The 14,093-nt window shown below is 35.2% G+C and carries 15 protein-coding genes; 11 read left to right on the forward strand and 4 right to left on the reverse strand.

Features of this window, described 5'->3' with window-relative positions; genetic code table 11:
- Positions 1–136 precede the first annotated feature (136 nt).
- From E4N74_RS05635 to E4N74_RS05675, 9 genes are all read left to right on the forward strand, one after another.
- Positions 137–997, forward strand: coding sequence for a flagellin N-terminal helical domain-containing protein (locus tag E4N74_RS05635; protein ID WP_044979427.1), 861 nt, complete (start codon positions 137–139; stop codon positions 995–997).
- 307 nt (positions 998–1,304) lie between these two features.
- A complete protein-coding gene (locus tag E4N74_RS05640) occupies positions 1,305–2,162 on the forward strand; it encodes a flagellin N-terminal helical domain-containing protein (RefSeq protein ID WP_044979428.1) in 858 nt (285 codons plus the stop codon).
- A 200-nt stretch (positions 2,163–2,362) separates the two neighbouring features.
- On the forward strand, positions 2,363–2,731 hold the full coding sequence (locus E4N74_RS05645) for a flagellar protein FlaG (RefSeq protein WP_044979429.1): 369 nt from the start codon (positions 2,363–2,365) through the stop codon (positions 2,729–2,731).
- Positions 2,732–2,776: 45 nt separating this feature from the next.
- Entirely contained in the window at positions 2,777–4,738 is a 1,962-nt protein-coding gene (gene fliD / locus E4N74_RS05650) for a flagellar filament capping protein FliD (protein WP_044979430.1), read from the forward strand.
- A gap of 3 nt (positions 4,739–4,741) precedes the next feature.
- Positions 4,742–5,335 (forward strand): hypothetical protein, encoded by a 594-nt coding sequence (locus tag E4N74_RS05655; RefSeq protein WP_255806503.1) that lies wholly within the window; start codon positions 4,742–4,744, stop codon positions 5,333–5,335.
- 14 nt (positions 5,336–5,349) lie between these two features.
- Positions 5,350–5,610 carry a hypothetical protein gene (locus E4N74_RS05660; RefSeq protein ID WP_044979432.1) on the forward strand — a complete coding sequence of 87 codons (261 nt, stop codon included), beginning with the start codon at positions 5,350–5,352 and terminating at the stop codon, positions 5,608–5,610.
- A gap of 1 nt (position 5,611) precedes the next feature.
- Positions 5,612–6,043: a tRNA (adenosine(37)-N6)-threonylcarbamoyltransferase complex ATPase subunit type 1 TsaE gene (tsaE, locus tag E4N74_RS05665; protein ID WP_255806505.1), complete on the forward strand. Its 432-nt coding sequence runs from the start codon at positions 5,612–5,614 to the stop codon at positions 6,041–6,043.
- Positions 6,040–6,705: a tRNA (adenosine(37)-N6)-threonylcarbamoyltransferase complex dimerization subunit type 1 TsaB gene (gene tsaB, locus E4N74_RS05670; RefSeq protein WP_255819240.1), complete on the forward strand. Its 666-nt coding sequence runs from the start codon at positions 6,040–6,042 to the stop codon at positions 6,703–6,705. Before tsaE ends, tsaB begins: the two co-directional genes overlap by 4 nt.
- A gap of 19 nt (positions 6,706–6,724) precedes the next feature.
- Positions 6,725–7,909 carry an HD-GYP domain-containing protein gene (locus E4N74_RS05675; RefSeq protein WP_255819241.1) on the forward strand — a complete coding sequence of 395 codons (1,185 nt, stop codon included), beginning with the start codon at positions 6,725–6,727 and terminating at the stop codon, positions 7,907–7,909.
- Positions 7,910–7,912: 3 nt separating this feature from the next.
- On the opposite strand, the gene hemW is transcribed toward E4N74_RS05675, so the two are convergent.
- Together hemW and lepB are read right to left on the reverse strand one after the other, a co-directional pair.
- Positions 7,913–9,088 carry a radical SAM family heme chaperone HemW gene (gene hemW, locus E4N74_RS05680; protein ID WP_044979436.1) on the reverse strand — a complete coding sequence of 392 codons (1,176 nt, stop codon included), beginning with the start codon at positions 9,086–9,088 and terminating at the stop codon, positions 7,913–7,915.
- Entirely contained in the window at positions 9,088–9,792 is a 705-nt protein-coding gene (lepB, locus tag E4N74_RS05685) for a signal peptidase I (protein WP_145475267.1), read from the reverse strand. The genes hemW and lepB overlap by 1 nt, the downstream gene beginning before the upstream one ends.
- A gap of 75 nt (positions 9,793–9,867) precedes the next feature.
- On the opposite strand from lepB, the gene smpB reads away from it, so the two are divergent.
- Entirely contained in the window at positions 9,868–10,332 is a 465-nt protein-coding gene (gene smpB / locus E4N74_RS05690) for an SsrA-binding protein SmpB (protein ID WP_145475256.1), read from the forward strand.
- Positions 10,332–11,195 (forward strand): TP0183 family DNA metabolism protein, encoded by an 864-nt coding sequence (locus tag E4N74_RS05695; RefSeq protein WP_044979438.1) that lies wholly within the window; start codon positions 10,332–10,334, stop codon positions 11,193–11,195. Before smpB ends, E4N74_RS05695 begins: the two co-directional genes overlap by 1 nt.
- A gap of 54 nt (positions 11,196–11,249) precedes the next feature.
- Here E4N74_RS05695 and E4N74_RS05700 read toward each other — a convergent pair whose 3' ends face one another.
- The gene (locus tag E4N74_RS05700; protein ID WP_145475257.1) at positions 11,250–12,605 is read right to left on the reverse strand and encodes a DUF459 domain-containing protein; all 1,356 of its coding nucleotides are present in this window, start codon (positions 12,603–12,605) and stop codon (positions 11,250–11,252) included.
- Positions 12,606–12,618: 13 nt separating this feature from the next.
- Positions 12,619–14,091 carry an MBOAT family O-acyltransferase gene (locus E4N74_RS05705; protein WP_338113384.1) on the reverse strand — a complete coding sequence of 491 codons (1,473 nt, stop codon included), beginning with the start codon at positions 14,089–14,091 and terminating at the stop codon, positions 12,619–12,621.
- Between the last annotated feature and the right edge of the window lie 2 nt (positions 14,092–14,093).

Consider the following 14,093-nt stretch of genomic DNA (forward strand, 5'->3'; position numbering starts at 1 on the left):
CTGCTTTTTTTAATTTTTTTTAAAAAAAAGCTTAAAGTTTTAGCAATACCCCGCCGATAATAGATAATGAGGATTTTCTATCCTCAAAGCAAAGCAAGGATGCTTTGTAAACACATTATTCCAGGGAGGAATATCTATGATTATCAATCACAACATGAGTGCGATGTTCGCACAGAGAACGCAGGGTGTTACCAATGTACGCATCGGTAAAGACATCGAAAAACTTTCATCAGGTTTGCGCATTAACCGTGCAGGCGATGACGCTTCCGGTCTTGCAGTTTCCGAGAAGATGAGAAGCCAAATCAGAGGTTTAAACCAAGCTTCTGCAAATGCTTCAAACGGCATTAACTTTATCCAAGTAGCCGAAGCTTTCTTACAGGAAACAACTGATATCATGCAGAGAATCAGAGAGCTAGCTGTTCAGTCTTCAAACGGTATTTATTCTGCTGAAGACAGAATGCAGATTCAGGTTGAAGTTTCTCAGCTTGTTGCCGAAGTAGACCGAATTGCAAGTTCAGCCCAATTCAACGGTATGAACATGCTTACAGGCCGCTTTGCACGCGAAACAGGTGAAAATGTCGTTACCGGTTCTATGTGGTTCCACATCGGTGCCAACATGGATCAGAGAATGCGCGTATATGTTGGAACAATGTCGGCAGCAGCTCTCGGTATCCGAAATGTCGGTGACGAAAAAATCATGACAATCGAAACAGCTGATGCTGCAAACGCCAGCATTGGAACAATCGATGAAGGTCTTAAAAAGATCAACAAGCAAAGAGCTGACCTTGGCGCATACCAGAACAGAATGGAGCTGACGGTTGTCGGTATCGATATAGCCGCCGAAAATCTCCAAGCATCTGAGTCAAGAATCCGTGATGCAGATATGGCAAAACAAATGGTAGAATATACCAAGAATCAGATCTTGGCAAATACCGGTATTGCAATGCTTGCTCAGGCTAATAACAACAGCCAGCTTGTAATGTCTCTTTTAAGGTAACAAATTTATAAAATACTCTTGTATTTTTTTAATTATAAGAGTATAATGTATTAAGCGTTGCGGGGGTATTTCCCCTAAACGCTTAAATGATCTTTGAAAAAAGCCCTTAGACGGCCATTTGAGAATAACCGTCATGGGCGACCCTTATGAAGCCCTGTATCGCAGTATTATTAACAGTTTGAAAAAATTGTTAATAATACTGTGTTTATAATTTGTATAAAAGGCGCAAAATTTTATGCAAAATTATAAAATACAGGTGTATTTTTCAGCAAAGGATGCTGAAATATAGGACTTCAGGGAGGGTCATATGATAATTAATCACAATATGAGTGCAATGTTTGCACAGAGACAGGGAGGAGTCAACGAACTTCATCTCGCAAAAAACATCGAAAAACTTTCCAGTGCGGAAAGAATCAACCGTGCAGGTGATGATGCTTCAGGTTTGGCAGTATCCGAAAAGATGCGAAGTCAGATCAGAGGTTTAAACCAAGCCGGACAAAATATTCAAAACGGTGTTTCTTTTATTCAAGCAACGGAAGGTTATTTGGGTGAAACTACAGATATAGTTCAGAGATTAAGAGAGTTGGCTATACAAGCCTCTAACGGCATTTACTCCGCAGAAGACAGGATGCAGATTCAAGTTGAAGTATCACAGCTAGTTGATGAAGTAGATCGAATCGCAAGCCATGCTCAATTTAACGGAATGAATATCCTTACCGGACGCTTTTCGCAAGATTCAGTATCTGGTCCCATGCAACTCCATGTCGGTGCAAATATGGATCAAAGAGAGAGTATTTACATAGGTACAATGACAGCCACAGCACTCGGTATTATTGGAGCTCAACAAGGCGGAGAAGACAGGATGATTTCAATGTCTTCAGTAGACGGTGCAAACATGGCATTGGGAACCCTTGATAATGCTCTTAAGCAGATTAACAAGCAGCGTGCAGACCTTGGTGCATATCAAAACAGGTTTGAAATGGCATATAACGGTATAGCAATTGCTGCCGAAAATATGCAGGCTGCCGAATCAAGAATCCGGGATGCAGATATGGCTAAAGAAATTGTAGACTATACAAAGAACCAAATCTTGATCCAGTCAGGAACTGCTATGTTGGCACAGGCAAATACACAGCCTCAGGCTGTTGTTAGGCTTCTTCAATAACAAAGCAGATCTTGTAAAGGCCGATGATAAAAGAGATAACCGGATGTCATCTCTTAAAATTGAAAGCCTTTAGAATTTTTAGGAAGAAAGAAGATGCGCCCTTCTTCTTCCTTTCTTTTACTGCTAAGAGTTGATGCTTAAACGTTATAACTATATTTAGATGTCATGGACGATGTCTATTTTAAGCCAAGGAGGTTTTTATGAGTATAGAAATACACGGCATAGGGCACCAAGCAGCATTACAAACAAGAGACACCATGGTTAACAGCTCAATGAGAGCTGCATCCGATGTAATAGTGGAAAAAGAAGCTGCTGAACAAGCTGAAAATCAAAAAGTGCTTGCTGACCCTAATGAAATCTCAAAAGCGGCTGCACAGATCCAAAAGCTATGCGATATGTGCGGCAGAAAGTTGCAGTTTAAAGTAAACAAAGATACAAACCGTATTGTTGTTAAGGTAATAGATACAAATACCGACAAAGTAATAAGGGAAATTCCATCAGAAGAAATACAGAGATTGCAAGCAAGGATACGCGAAACAGTCGGCCTTTTATTTGACGAAACCATATAATTGGAGATTTTCCCGTTTTTATGAATTAAAAAAATAGGGGTTTAGATGTCCGATTTAAGTATACCGGGAGTCAACAGTACATACGAAAAGCTGGTTGAAGCTTTAATGAAAAAGGAAAGAGTTCCTCGCGACAGGGAAGCCGAAAACCTTGAGCGCCTAAAATTGCAGGATGATTCATGGCGTCAGGTTAATAAATTTTCCCTTGAAGTAAGAAATGCGGCAAGGGACCTATATTCTTTTAATAATCCCTTTGTAGAAAAAATAGCCGAATCCTCTAATGAAAGATCATTTACGGCGACAGCCTCTCGAGGCGCAAAAGATCAAAATGTAAAACTTAATGTTGTTCAAACTGCAGAAGCCGATAAATTTTTAACCAAAGAAATAAATAAAGATTTTGAAATAAAAAATGGCAAATACACATTTAAAGTAGGCGAAAAAAGTATTTCAATAAACTGGAAAGGAGGCAAATATAAAGGTTTTATAGACCTTGTAAACTCCAGAGCAAAAGAAATTTTAAACATAAGTGAAATAAAAATAACGCCGGATACAAAATCCATTTTATTTTCATCGAATATAACAGGTGAAAAAAACAGGCTGGAATTTGCCGATGATGCCCTTGGACTCGCCCTTGAGATGGGACTTATCAAAAAAAACGACACATCAGCCATAAAGACTTCAGTTTCTTCAATTGAGGCAAAACCCGAATCCTCTCAAAAAATAGATTTTTCCGAAGCTGTAAGAGCCAAGGGACAATATGTCATGGAACTTACCGTTTCAGTTAAGGAACCGGAAAAAACTTCTATACAGAAAGAAGAGGTGAGCGAAAAAATTTATGAACAAATAGGCTCAATATCATACAGGGGAATTGTGGTGCAAAATGAACCTTCAAACGCCGGTCTTGAAAAAATGGAAACGGAACCTAAAAATAAGCCGGAACCGAAGATTGATATGAATGTTTTAGCCTTAGAATCAACACGAGGAGTGCTTATTCCCCTGCCCCCTCTTTCGGAAAATGCCGAAACACAGACAATCACGATTCCTTTGGCTGAATACGGGGATGTAAAAGCCCTTGCAATAAACAATAATAATACCGAAAAAGCCGTTTTTATCGAAAATATTAAAATATTTGATCCTAAGGCGGCCGGAGACTATGTACCGGTAAACCCTGTTTCGACGGCACAAGATGCGATAATCAACTTTGAAGGCATTCAAATTAAAAGAGATAAAAACGATATCGACGATTTAATCCCCGGTGTAACGCTTCATGCCCATGAAGCTTCAGAAAAACAGGAGAAACTTACCATAAAACCGGATGTAGATGCCGTCAAAAATGCCATTATTGAGCTTGTAGCAAAATATAATCGCGTTTTTGCTCAAATAAATATTTTAACACAAAATAAGCCCGAAATCATCGAAGAACTGACCTATCTTTCCGAAGCTGAAGTGGAAGATGCACAAAAAAAGTTAGGAATAATGTATGGAGACACAACATTGATGAGTTTTAAATCCAATTTAAGGCAAACAATAAACACTCCGTATAAGGCATCCGAAGATTCAACAATATTTATGTTGGCTCAACTGGGAATTTCTACAAAATCGGATTCTTCGGGCGGCATAGACATGTCACGCCTGAGAGGTTATTTGGAAATCGACGAAAAAAAACTTGATGAGGCCTTAAAAAATAATATGGAAGAGGTAAGGCTTTTTTTCGGTTTTGATTCTGACGGAGATATTTTAATAGATTCAGGCTTAGCCCACGCAATGTACGAATATATTAACCCATATACTCAACGAGGCGGTATTTTAGGAGTAAAAACCGATGCTTTAAAATTAAAAATGGATGCTTCACAAAAAAGAATAGAAAACTATGATAAAAAACTGGCCGAAAAAGAAGCAGCCCTTAAAAAGAAATACGGCATAATGGATGGAACATTAAAAAGTTTACAAAAACAATCTCAAACAATGCAGAATTTTACGGATTCTCTTAAAAAAAGTAATAAGGACTAATAAATGAATATCAAATTAAACGGACAAGAAATTGAATTAAAACCGGAAAATGAAATCACAATAGGCGATGTTCTTGGAAATATAGAAGAAGCGTGCAGGCAAAAACAAAACACAATAACGCAAGTATGTGCAAACGGCAAAGAATTGACCTTGAATGAGCTTGATGAGCTTTTTAAAAAACCTATTCAAGAGGATATACGTATTGAACTTTTTACAACAAGCGGAAATGAAATAAAAGAACTTTTAAAAGAACTTGGGCAGATATTTATAAAAAATTCCGATGAAATTGAAAATATCCCCATAAAACTTCAAACGGGTAATGATGTTGAAGTCATTAAAATAATCGAAGAGTTTTCGCTTAATTTGACAAAACTTTACAGTACGGCAAAATTGTTTGATATAACCGATATCAATGAGGATTTTCTTTTTGGAGATATGACCTTAGGCGAATATCAAAAAGAGATTGCTTCTCATTTGGATTCTATTATTCATGCAATTGAAGATACCGATACGGTAGAAATTTCTGATATTGCAGAATATGAATTGGCACCGCTTGTAAAAAAGTTGGGAAATGGATTATTATCAATAAAAGCATAACCGGAGAATAAAAAATGATTGTTTCTGAAATAAAAAATATCGAAAAAGAAGATACTCACATATATTACCGCCAAAAATATGTCGGAACGGCAATATATGCAATATTGGGCAAAGAACAAACAGGTAAAGTTGAATTTTTTGTAGAACATAAACCTACCGGTGAAACGGAAATACAAGTACGAATGATAGATAAGATAGACTATCCTATCTTACAGATAATAATGGAATTAAAAGCTTGTGTACGCCGTTTAATTGAAACAAGGAAATTACCGTAATATGGAATTTATAGTAAAGACCGAAGAAGATACTATCAGTTTAGGAAAAAAAATAGGAAAAAAACTAAAACAAGGAGATGTAATAACTCTTGACGGTTCTTTAGCGGCCGGCAAAACTTATTTAACAAAGGGGATAGCACAAGGCTTGGATATTGAAGAAGATATTACAAGCCCTACTTTTACCCTAATATCCGAATACTCAGGCCGTCTGCATCTATATCATATGGATGTATATAGGCTTGAAGGAGTTGAAGATTTTTTAGACTTAGGTGCCGAAGAAATGTTATACGGTGAAGGAGTTTGTGTTATAGAATGGGGTGAAAAAGTACAGCAGGCTTTACCTGCAAATACTATTCATATTAAAATAGCAGTAAATGAAGATAATTCCAGAAAAATTATCATCAATAACAAAGAGTTTTGTGAGGCTTTATGAACATACTTTGCATTGATACAAGTTTTTCCTCTATTGCAATAACGACGCAAGGAAATGCCGGTACATTTACCTCTGTTTTTACACCGGCTAAAGCCAGACATTCTGCTATCCTTATTCCTGCAATAGAAGCTGCCGTAAAACAGGCAGGATTTGACGTAAAAGAAACCGATGTCTTAATATGCCCTCAAGGACCGGGAGGCTTTACAGGTCTAAGACTCGCCTACTCCACTGCAAAAGCGATTCAGCTAAAAACCAATGCTCAGTTTTTTTGTGTTCCTATTTTGGAAGCTCTATGCTATAAATACGGCGATACAGCCCAATTTTTATCCATCATTGATGCAAAAAGAGACTGTTTTTATGCTCAAGCATTTGAAAACAAAAAGGCCATCTCGAAAGCCCTTGATATAAGGGCGGAAGAGGCACTTAAGTTAATTGATAAAAATAAAAAAACTATTATTTGCGGTTTTGGAACCGCAAAATTTAAAAAAGATATATCTTTATCTATTAACCCTGATAATTTTACATTTATAGAAGCAGCCGTTGAGAACTCTTCTAAACTATTGTTTGATTGTTTTATAGCAGACCAAAATTGTTTAAAAGTTGAAGATCACGAAGGCCCTATATACATAAGAAAGAGCGATGCAGAATATTTAAGCTGTTGAAATAAAAGGAATTAAACCTATGAAAAAAAGTAAAAAGAAAAAAAATCGTAATAAGCCTGAAATCGGTCTTAATGAAAAAGACGTGCTTACCCTTGATGATTTGGAAATGCTTGATGAGGTAGAAGATAATTTAGAGGAGCTATGTGATGATATTTATCAAAAAGACAGCGATCCGGACGGCTTGCTTCATCCTATAGACCTTAACAATAAAGAAATAAAAACTGAAACTTTAAAAACAGCAGTTGACTTACTTGCAACGCCGACAGTCTGTTCTATGCTGTTAGATAAAAATTTTTTTATACTATACATAAGTGATGCAGTAAAACATCTTTTCGACGATTATCATAATATCGAGCACAAACCGTTTTTTAATATATTCGGCAGTACTCTTGAAAAATTTACCCTCGATGACCTTTTAGCAAAATTAAGAAGTCCTAAAAGAGGCTATTCATGGTCAGGAGTTTTAAAACACAAAACACGCTACCGAAAAACAATGTATACAAAAACAAATATATTTCCATTATTTGACAACAATGAACTCAACGGTTATTGGGTTATGTTTGAAGACATAAGCAATTCTTATTTAAGTCAGTATAAGGGTATGATGGAAAGTCTATTAAATGCCTCAAAGCTAAAGGATAATGATACGGGTTTTCATAATGAAAGACTTAATTATTACTCAAAAGCTCTGGCTGAAGCTCTGTTTAAGGAGAATTTGTTCCCTCAAATAGACGCAGATTTTATAGATAATATTTCATCTCTTGCCTCTATCCATGACATAGGAAAAATCGGAACGCCCGATTATATTTTGCAAAAAAAAGGTTCTCTTAACGATGTGGAATGGTCAATTATGCGAGAACATACCATTAACGGGACTCTAATTCTTGCAAACTATCCTATTCCTATGGCAAAGGAAATTACATTAAGCCATCATGAACGCTGGGATGGTCAAGGCTATCCTTACAAACTTGCAGGCGAGATGATACCTCTATCAGCACGTATAGTAGCCATAGCTGATGTATATGATGCTCTTCGAATGAAAAGGTCGTATAAAGAAGAAATGCCGCATGACGCTACTGTTGAACATATTATAAATGGAGCCGGTGCCCATTTTGACCCTACTATAATTGAAGTATTCAAAACCATAGATAAAGAATTTTGTTATATATGGGATCAAAATAATGACCAAAATCAAGCGAAATAAATTTTAAAATAACGTATCAATTTCTTGAAATAGTTCCTGCAAAAATAAATTTAGATAAAGAAAGCCTTTTTCAGTTAAAAAAAAACTTTTTTCCGTTAAAACAGCATCGCCCTTATCCATCCATTTTTGAATCGTTTTTTTTGCAAATGATGTAATATCTTTTCCGAATCTTGATTTAAAAAAAACTCTATCCATACCCTCAGTCAGCCTTAATCCCATCATAAATGATTCTTCAATAAATTCTTTTTCGCTTATAGTTTCATAATCATAAACATCCTCCCTATTTTTTAGGGCCATCCATTTGTTTATGTTTTTAATGACGGAAAATCGTAACGCATATGCATGTGCAGGCACTGTATGAAGAGCTTTTTTTTCAAAAAAAAGAGAACCGAATGCTCCTGGACCGACTCCTATATAATCTTTAAGCTTCCAATATTTCTCATTATGTATGCTTTTGTATGAATTTTTGTATGAAAAATTAGACACCTCATACTTATTGTAGCTATTTTTCTCCAAGATGTCCTTACCATAACTCCATAACTCGGCTATTTCATCATCTTTTTCTGCTGATAATTTTGTGTTTGAACATAGGGCATATAGAGAAAAATGCTCTGGCTTAAAATTTAATAAAGTTTGAATATCATCCTTTAAAATACCTAAAGTCTGTTTATTTAGGCCCGCGATTAGATCACAGGAAAGGATTAAACCTTTTTGACTGCGTAAAAGCTCAATGGCCGAAAGACTCATTTTTCTATCTCCCCTCCTCTTACAGGCCATTAAAACCTCATCCGATAAAGATTGAATCCCTACCGAAAATCTGTTAATTCCGCCTTGAACTGCGGCAGATAAAAATTCTTTAGTTAAGTCTTCCGGATTAATTTCGACAGTAAATTCTTTAGGGGGATTTTTTTGACCATTAAGTATTTGTGATGAAAGGTAATAAATATCGTCAGGGGATAAAAGCGATGGGGTACCTCCGCCTATGTAAACAGTGTCCCATTCGGCTATGCAGTGTTTATCGGCTTGAATTTTTATGTCTTCGGCCAATCTTAAAACAAACGGACTTAAACAGCCTGATAAAATATCTTTAAATTGAGCTGTCCGAACTGAGAAAAAATCGCAATAACTGCATTTTTGGAGACAAAAAGGAACATGGATATAAAGACCGGCTTTTCGCATCAATAGGACTTAAATTCTTTTAGCGGCCAATATTTTAAAATAATCTTACCGCTTATTTTTTTATCGGCTGATATAGCGCCCCAAAGACGAGAATCATCAGTGAATATTCTATTATCACATAATACAAAATATTCATCTTCTTTTAAAAGTGTTTTAGGATATGAGCCCGAAAAAGGTAGAGAAGAATCCCAGTGACGAGGAAGGTCCTTAATCTCAATATCATAATTTTTTTGGGCTAACTCAAATTCAGTTAAAAAATGCTCGGAATCCTTTGTCTTTATGTGTAAAACAAAATTTTCCATGTATACGGTATCTCCGGGTAAACCTATAATCCTTCTAATGGAGTAAAAATCAGAGTTTTGCAGATCAAAAGGTTGAAACAGCTGGAATGTAAAAAATCCCACAACTGCGTTTACCGATCTTTTAAAAAAGGGAGACTTTTCCGAAGCAGAGTCTTTTATAAGAACCAAATCTCCTCTTTTTGCAGAAAAAGAAGGATTGTAAATAGGCGTTCCTAAAATCATATCACCTGATGAAATTGCAGGATACATTGCGTCTGTTTTTAGCCTATAAGTTTTTAACAAATAAGATGTAAAAAGAGTGTATACAAAAAAAACAAAAACTACCAAAAAAATAATAAACAAAACCTTGTTACGGTATTCCCTCTTTGCCGTATATGAAAAATTCCGATATTTCGCAGTCATCATTAATCCTCGCTGAATAATATCATTTTCTGACATCGTTGACAAGTATTTAATCTATGAATATAATGTATATTTATGGAGAAAACACCTATAAAAATTATAGCAAGAAATAAAAAAGCCTTTTTTAATTATACTGTTGAAGAAAAGATAGAATGCGGTCTTGTTCTTAAAGGGACAGAGGTAAAATCCGTGAGGGAAGGCAAAATATCTTTTCCCGATGCCTTTGCCGAAATTAAAGATAACGAAGTATGGGTAAAAAATTTTCATATTTCGGAATATGTTTATTCTTCAATTTTTAATCATAATCCTGAGAGGCCTAAAAAACTTCTTTTAAAAAAAGAAGAAATAAAACGGTTAAAGCGCAAAGTTGAAGAAAAAGGCTATACCCTAATCCCCTTGGAATTCTATTTTAAAAACGGTATCGTTAAGGTACTCTTAGGTGTTTGTAAGGGGAAAAAGACCTTTGATAAACGTGCAGACATAAAAGAAAGAGATATTAAAAAGGATATGCAAAGGGAACTAAAAATAAGGAGTAAATAATGAAAGTAAAAAAGTTATATATATTTTCAAGATTTTTTCCCCTAATTTTTGTATCTATTATCAGTACAAACTTAGATGCGAGTCCCACCGTTGGTGTTTTTAAACTTGAATCAAAAAATATAACTGAACAAACAACCGTAACAATAAGCAATGCTATTTTTAACTTTGTAAAAGAATTAAAAAAATATGATATTATAGATATGCGCTCTACTCCGGTAAGTGAAACAGATGCACGGCAGCGTTTTGATTATGTTTTTGCAGGGAAGGTGACGGGCTTGGAAAACGGTATACAGCTTGAACTTATGCTAAAAAATGCTTCAGATGATATAACAAGGCGTATATCGAAAATTTATCAAAGCGTTAATTTAATCTTATTGGACTCGAGAGTCCTCGTATCGGATATTTTTGATAAATCCGTAAATTTATCGGAAGCATACAATTCCGAAGACATAACCAGTAATGATAATAATAATGAGGAAGTAGGAGAAGTAAAAAATATCGATATCCTTTCGGGCTCATGGCAAGGCGAAGAAGGCATTGAGAGGGTTGAAATTATGAGAGGCGGAAGGGGAATTGCCTTACTTTCAAGCGGAATAACCATTTTACTTCAAATAAAGGTAAATGACGGCTATTTGACAATCAATCAATCCGGAAAACCTTCATCAAGACAGTTTATCAATTTACCGGATGAAATAGCCAAAAAAGCAGCAGAGACAGGGAAAACCCCTTCATGGAAATTTCTTGTTTCCGCCAACAATAAAATTTTAGTTGGAGAAAAAATAGATATTGAAATAGTTTATCACGGAAGCAACCTTGTTTCGGTAAATGAAGTTATAAAAAAAGTGCGCTGGGTAAAAAATTAAAAACGGCCTTGTAAAAAGATTTGCCTAGAGTCTTTTATGCACCGTTTTATAAGCTCATTTACACGGCTCTACATCCCAGTCCCTATAAAGGAGCTCTAAAAACGGCTTCATAATATATTCTCCGCCGGAAATAGTGTAGTGATTTCCGTCATCTTTCATAAGCCTTATTTCTTTGCCGTCAGAGGTTTTAACGGTATCGCTGTAAGGAACTCCGTCTCCCGGAGCTACACTACTGAGAGAAAATTTTTTAAGAATGATTTCCGAATATTCCGATGCTATTTTTTTATGTAAGTCTTCAATATAAAGTAATTGAGCATTATATATTTTATTCCGGACAGTCGGCATACCCAGCCAGTAAACTTTTTTTGTATTCTCAAGTAAAATATTCAAATGAGTTTTTATCTTATCTTTATAAGCCGACTCCCAGTTTTCCGTTTCCTTTACAAGAACTTTTCCATTATCTGCATAAAAATTCTGATAATCATTCATTCCCAAAAAAATAACGGCAATATCATAGGGTTCATTTTTACTTTCTTCAAACACTTGCTTAAGTTTTTTAGGCCAGTTATAATAATCGCTTCTTATAAAACCTGAAGAGTGAACGGAAATTTCTTTTACACTTATGGAAGAGTTTTGACCTGTAAGCCTTAAAAAACCGGAGGCTATGCTCTGCATCTGAGAATCGCCTATCATTAAAATACGCAAGGGTTTTTCTGCATTATAGGTATAAACCTTTTTAGGCTCATCAGCTTGCTCTGCATTCGCACCTTCTTCGTCAGCGGCAGTATCAGATACATCTTGTTTTTTTAATTCCAACATTTTTTGCGTGAGTCTTATTTTTTCAAGTTCTGCAATCCTAGCCTGTTCAATGTCTTTTAACCTATCCAAAACCGTATTTATATTTTCAAGTTTTGCCTCAAGCTCATCTACCATTTTTCTGGCGGCGGCAGTGTCTTCCGAGTGTAAATCTGTATGAGGCAAACTCTCTATTGTTCTTTCCAAATCATTTGTAAACTTATCGATCGAAGATTTTTCATCTATATGACTGTCTATAGACTCGCCCGTATTTTCAAGATAATAAAAAGAATCCCAATCACTCAAACCTTCAAGCCCTGCATAGCGTAAAAAAAGAATTCTTGCAGATGGAATCAGATTATCAAGTTTAAGTTTTTGAGACAGCTTTGAAACAGGTTTAACGGCAGCATTGATTACGCCGGCCGCATAAGGATTTTTTATTTTGGAAGAAACCCCGTCTAAGGATTTTCCTAAAAGCAGCATAAATAAAAAAATAGAAAGTAAAAAAAACAAAAGGCTTTTGTTGGCAGAATAAAAAAGAGTTTTATCTTTAGATTTTATTTTAAAAGAAAAGACATCATTTATTTTCTTTATCATTGTATCTTTTAGTTTCATATATCAATTTTACCTAAAATGAAAAATAAATAAACGGGGGTATACCCGAAGTTGAAACCGCATAAAGAGCAGCTAAAAAACTTACGGTGATAACGGCCTTAATAATCATCGGAAGACGGCTATATATTGTAAAAGTTTTTTTTCTTAAACTTTCCGAAGGAAGCTGCAAAAAAAGACCTGCAAAAAATATTATTAGAATAAATGGGCGTATAACTTGGAAAGGTTTTGAGACGTTGGCAAGAGACCTTAAATATAAACCCAACTCCGACAATGAAGGCGAAAAAAATACAAGCCAGCTGATGTTTACAAATATAAAGACCGGTATAATTCTTAAAAAATCAAAAGTTTTTTTTGTGTCTTTTTCTTCATCTAAAATTTCTTTTCCTATAGCATTACGTTCTTTTATTTCTGAAAAAATCTTTTCGATACAAAGCATCGCTCCCTGCATAGCTCCCCATATTAAAAATGTCCAAGATGCTCCATGCCAGATACCTGCAATGAGCATTGTAAAAAAAAGAGCAAAAAGCGCACGTCCAAATCCAAATCGGGATCCGCCTAAGCCGAAATAAAGATAGTCTCTAAGCCAAGAAGAAAAACTTATATGCCACCTTCTCCAAAACTCTGATATTGACTTTGAAAGATAAGGACGGTTAAAATTAACTGGCGTATTAAAACCTAAAAGAAGGCCTATACCTATTGCCATGTCGCTATATCCCGAAAAATCTGCGTAGATAATTATCGTATAACACAGTACCCCGAAAATAAGCTCCCATGTATTATAAAATGAAGGATTTGCAAAAATTTTATCGGTAACGAGTATGGTCAAAAAATTTGAAATTATCATTTTTTTATACAAGCCTGAAATTAAAAACACCATTGCACGATCAAAGGCTATAGGTTTTGCTCCTTTTTCATTATCACAGTTGAGAGCCCTAGGTAAATCTTTAAAAAAATACTCAGCCTGAACAATCGGGCCTGAAGATAGTTGAGGAAAAAACGATACATAGAGTAAAATATCCCAAAAAGATTTTACATGCCTCATCTTACAAAGATAAATATCAAAGATATAACTCATGCACCGGAATGTATAATAAGAAATCCCTACAGGAACCAAAAGAGACCAAGAGCGCAGAGCTAAAAAAGTAGAATTAACAAACATATCGGGAAAAAATTGGTTTAAATAGGAGAGCAAACTATAAAAGTATTTAAAAAATCCCAGATATAAAATATCAATAATACAGATAATAATAAGAATAGCCTTTCTGGGAGCATAATTTTTTTCTTTATCGAGAAGAAAGCCGTAAAAATAATTTATAAGGGTAAAAACAAAAAGCAGAATACAAAAACGCCAATCCCACATTGCATAGAAAAAATAAGAAGCTACGGTCAAAAGGATCTTCCGTTCTTTTTCTTGCCTAAAAATATACCAATACAAAAAAAAGACTGAGAGAAAAAATAGGGCAAACGAAATCGTCGGAAAAAACATTT

Source organism: Treponema putidum (genome assembly GCF_024401155.1).
In the GTDB taxonomy this organism is placed as follows: Bacteria; Spirochaetota; Spirochaetia; order Treponematales; family Treponemataceae; genus Treponema_B; species Treponema_B putidum.

What these genes read in the sequence shown, in the direction of transcription:
- hemW (WP_044979436.1), bottom strand. Translation starts at nt 9,088, where the DNA reads ATGCGAAAAGCCGGTCTTTATATCCATGTTCCTTTTTGTCTCCAAAAA.
- tsaB (WP_255819240.1), top strand. Translation starts at nt 6,040, where the DNA reads ATGAACATACTTTGCATTGATACAAGTTTTTCCTCTATTGCAATAACG.
- E4N74_RS05655 (WP_255806503.1), top strand. Translation starts at nt 4,742, where the DNA reads ATGAATATCAAATTAAACGGACAAGAAATTGAATTAAAACCGGAAAAT.
- fliD (WP_044979430.1), top strand. Translation starts at nt 2,777, where the DNA reads ATGTCCGATTTAAGTATACCGGGAGTCAACAGTACATACGAAAAGCTG.
- E4N74_RS05700 (WP_145475257.1), bottom strand. Translation starts at nt 12,605, where the DNA reads ATGAAACTAAAAGATACAATGATAAAGAAAATAAATGATGTCTTTTCT.
- lepB (WP_145475267.1), bottom strand. Translation starts at nt 9,792, where the DNA reads ATGACTGCGAAATATCGGAATTTTTCATATACGGCAAAGAGGGAATAC.
- E4N74_RS05635 (WP_044979427.1), top strand. Translation starts at nt 137, where the DNA reads ATGATTATCAATCACAACATGAGTGCGATGTTCGCACAGAGAACGCAG.
- E4N74_RS05695 (WP_044979438.1), top strand. Translation starts at nt 10,332, where the DNA reads ATGAAAGTAAAAAAGTTATATATATTTTCAAGATTTTTTCCCCTAATT.
- E4N74_RS05705 (WP_338113384.1), bottom strand. Translation starts at nt 14,091, where the DNA reads ATGTTTTTTCCGACGATTTCGTTTGCCCTATTTTTTCTCTCAGTCTTT.
- smpB (WP_145475256.1), top strand. Translation starts at nt 9,868, where the DNA reads ATGGAGAAAACACCTATAAAAATTATAGCAAGAAATAAAAAAGCCTTT.
- E4N74_RS05675 (WP_255819241.1), top strand. Translation starts at nt 6,725, where the DNA reads ATGAAAAAAAGTAAAAAGAAAAAAAATCGTAATAAGCCTGAAATCGGT.
- tsaE (WP_255806505.1), top strand. Translation starts at nt 5,612, where the DNA reads ATGGAATTTATAGTAAAGACCGAAGAAGATACTATCAGTTTAGGAAAA.
- E4N74_RS05640 (WP_044979428.1), top strand. Translation starts at nt 1,305, where the DNA reads ATGATAATTAATCACAATATGAGTGCAATGTTTGCACAGAGACAGGGA.
- E4N74_RS05660 (WP_044979432.1), top strand. Translation starts at nt 5,350, where the DNA reads ATGATTGTTTCTGAAATAAAAAATATCGAAAAAGAAGATACTCACATA.
- E4N74_RS05645 (WP_044979429.1), top strand. Translation starts at nt 2,363, where the DNA reads ATGAGTATAGAAATACACGGCATAGGGCACCAAGCAGCATTACAAACA.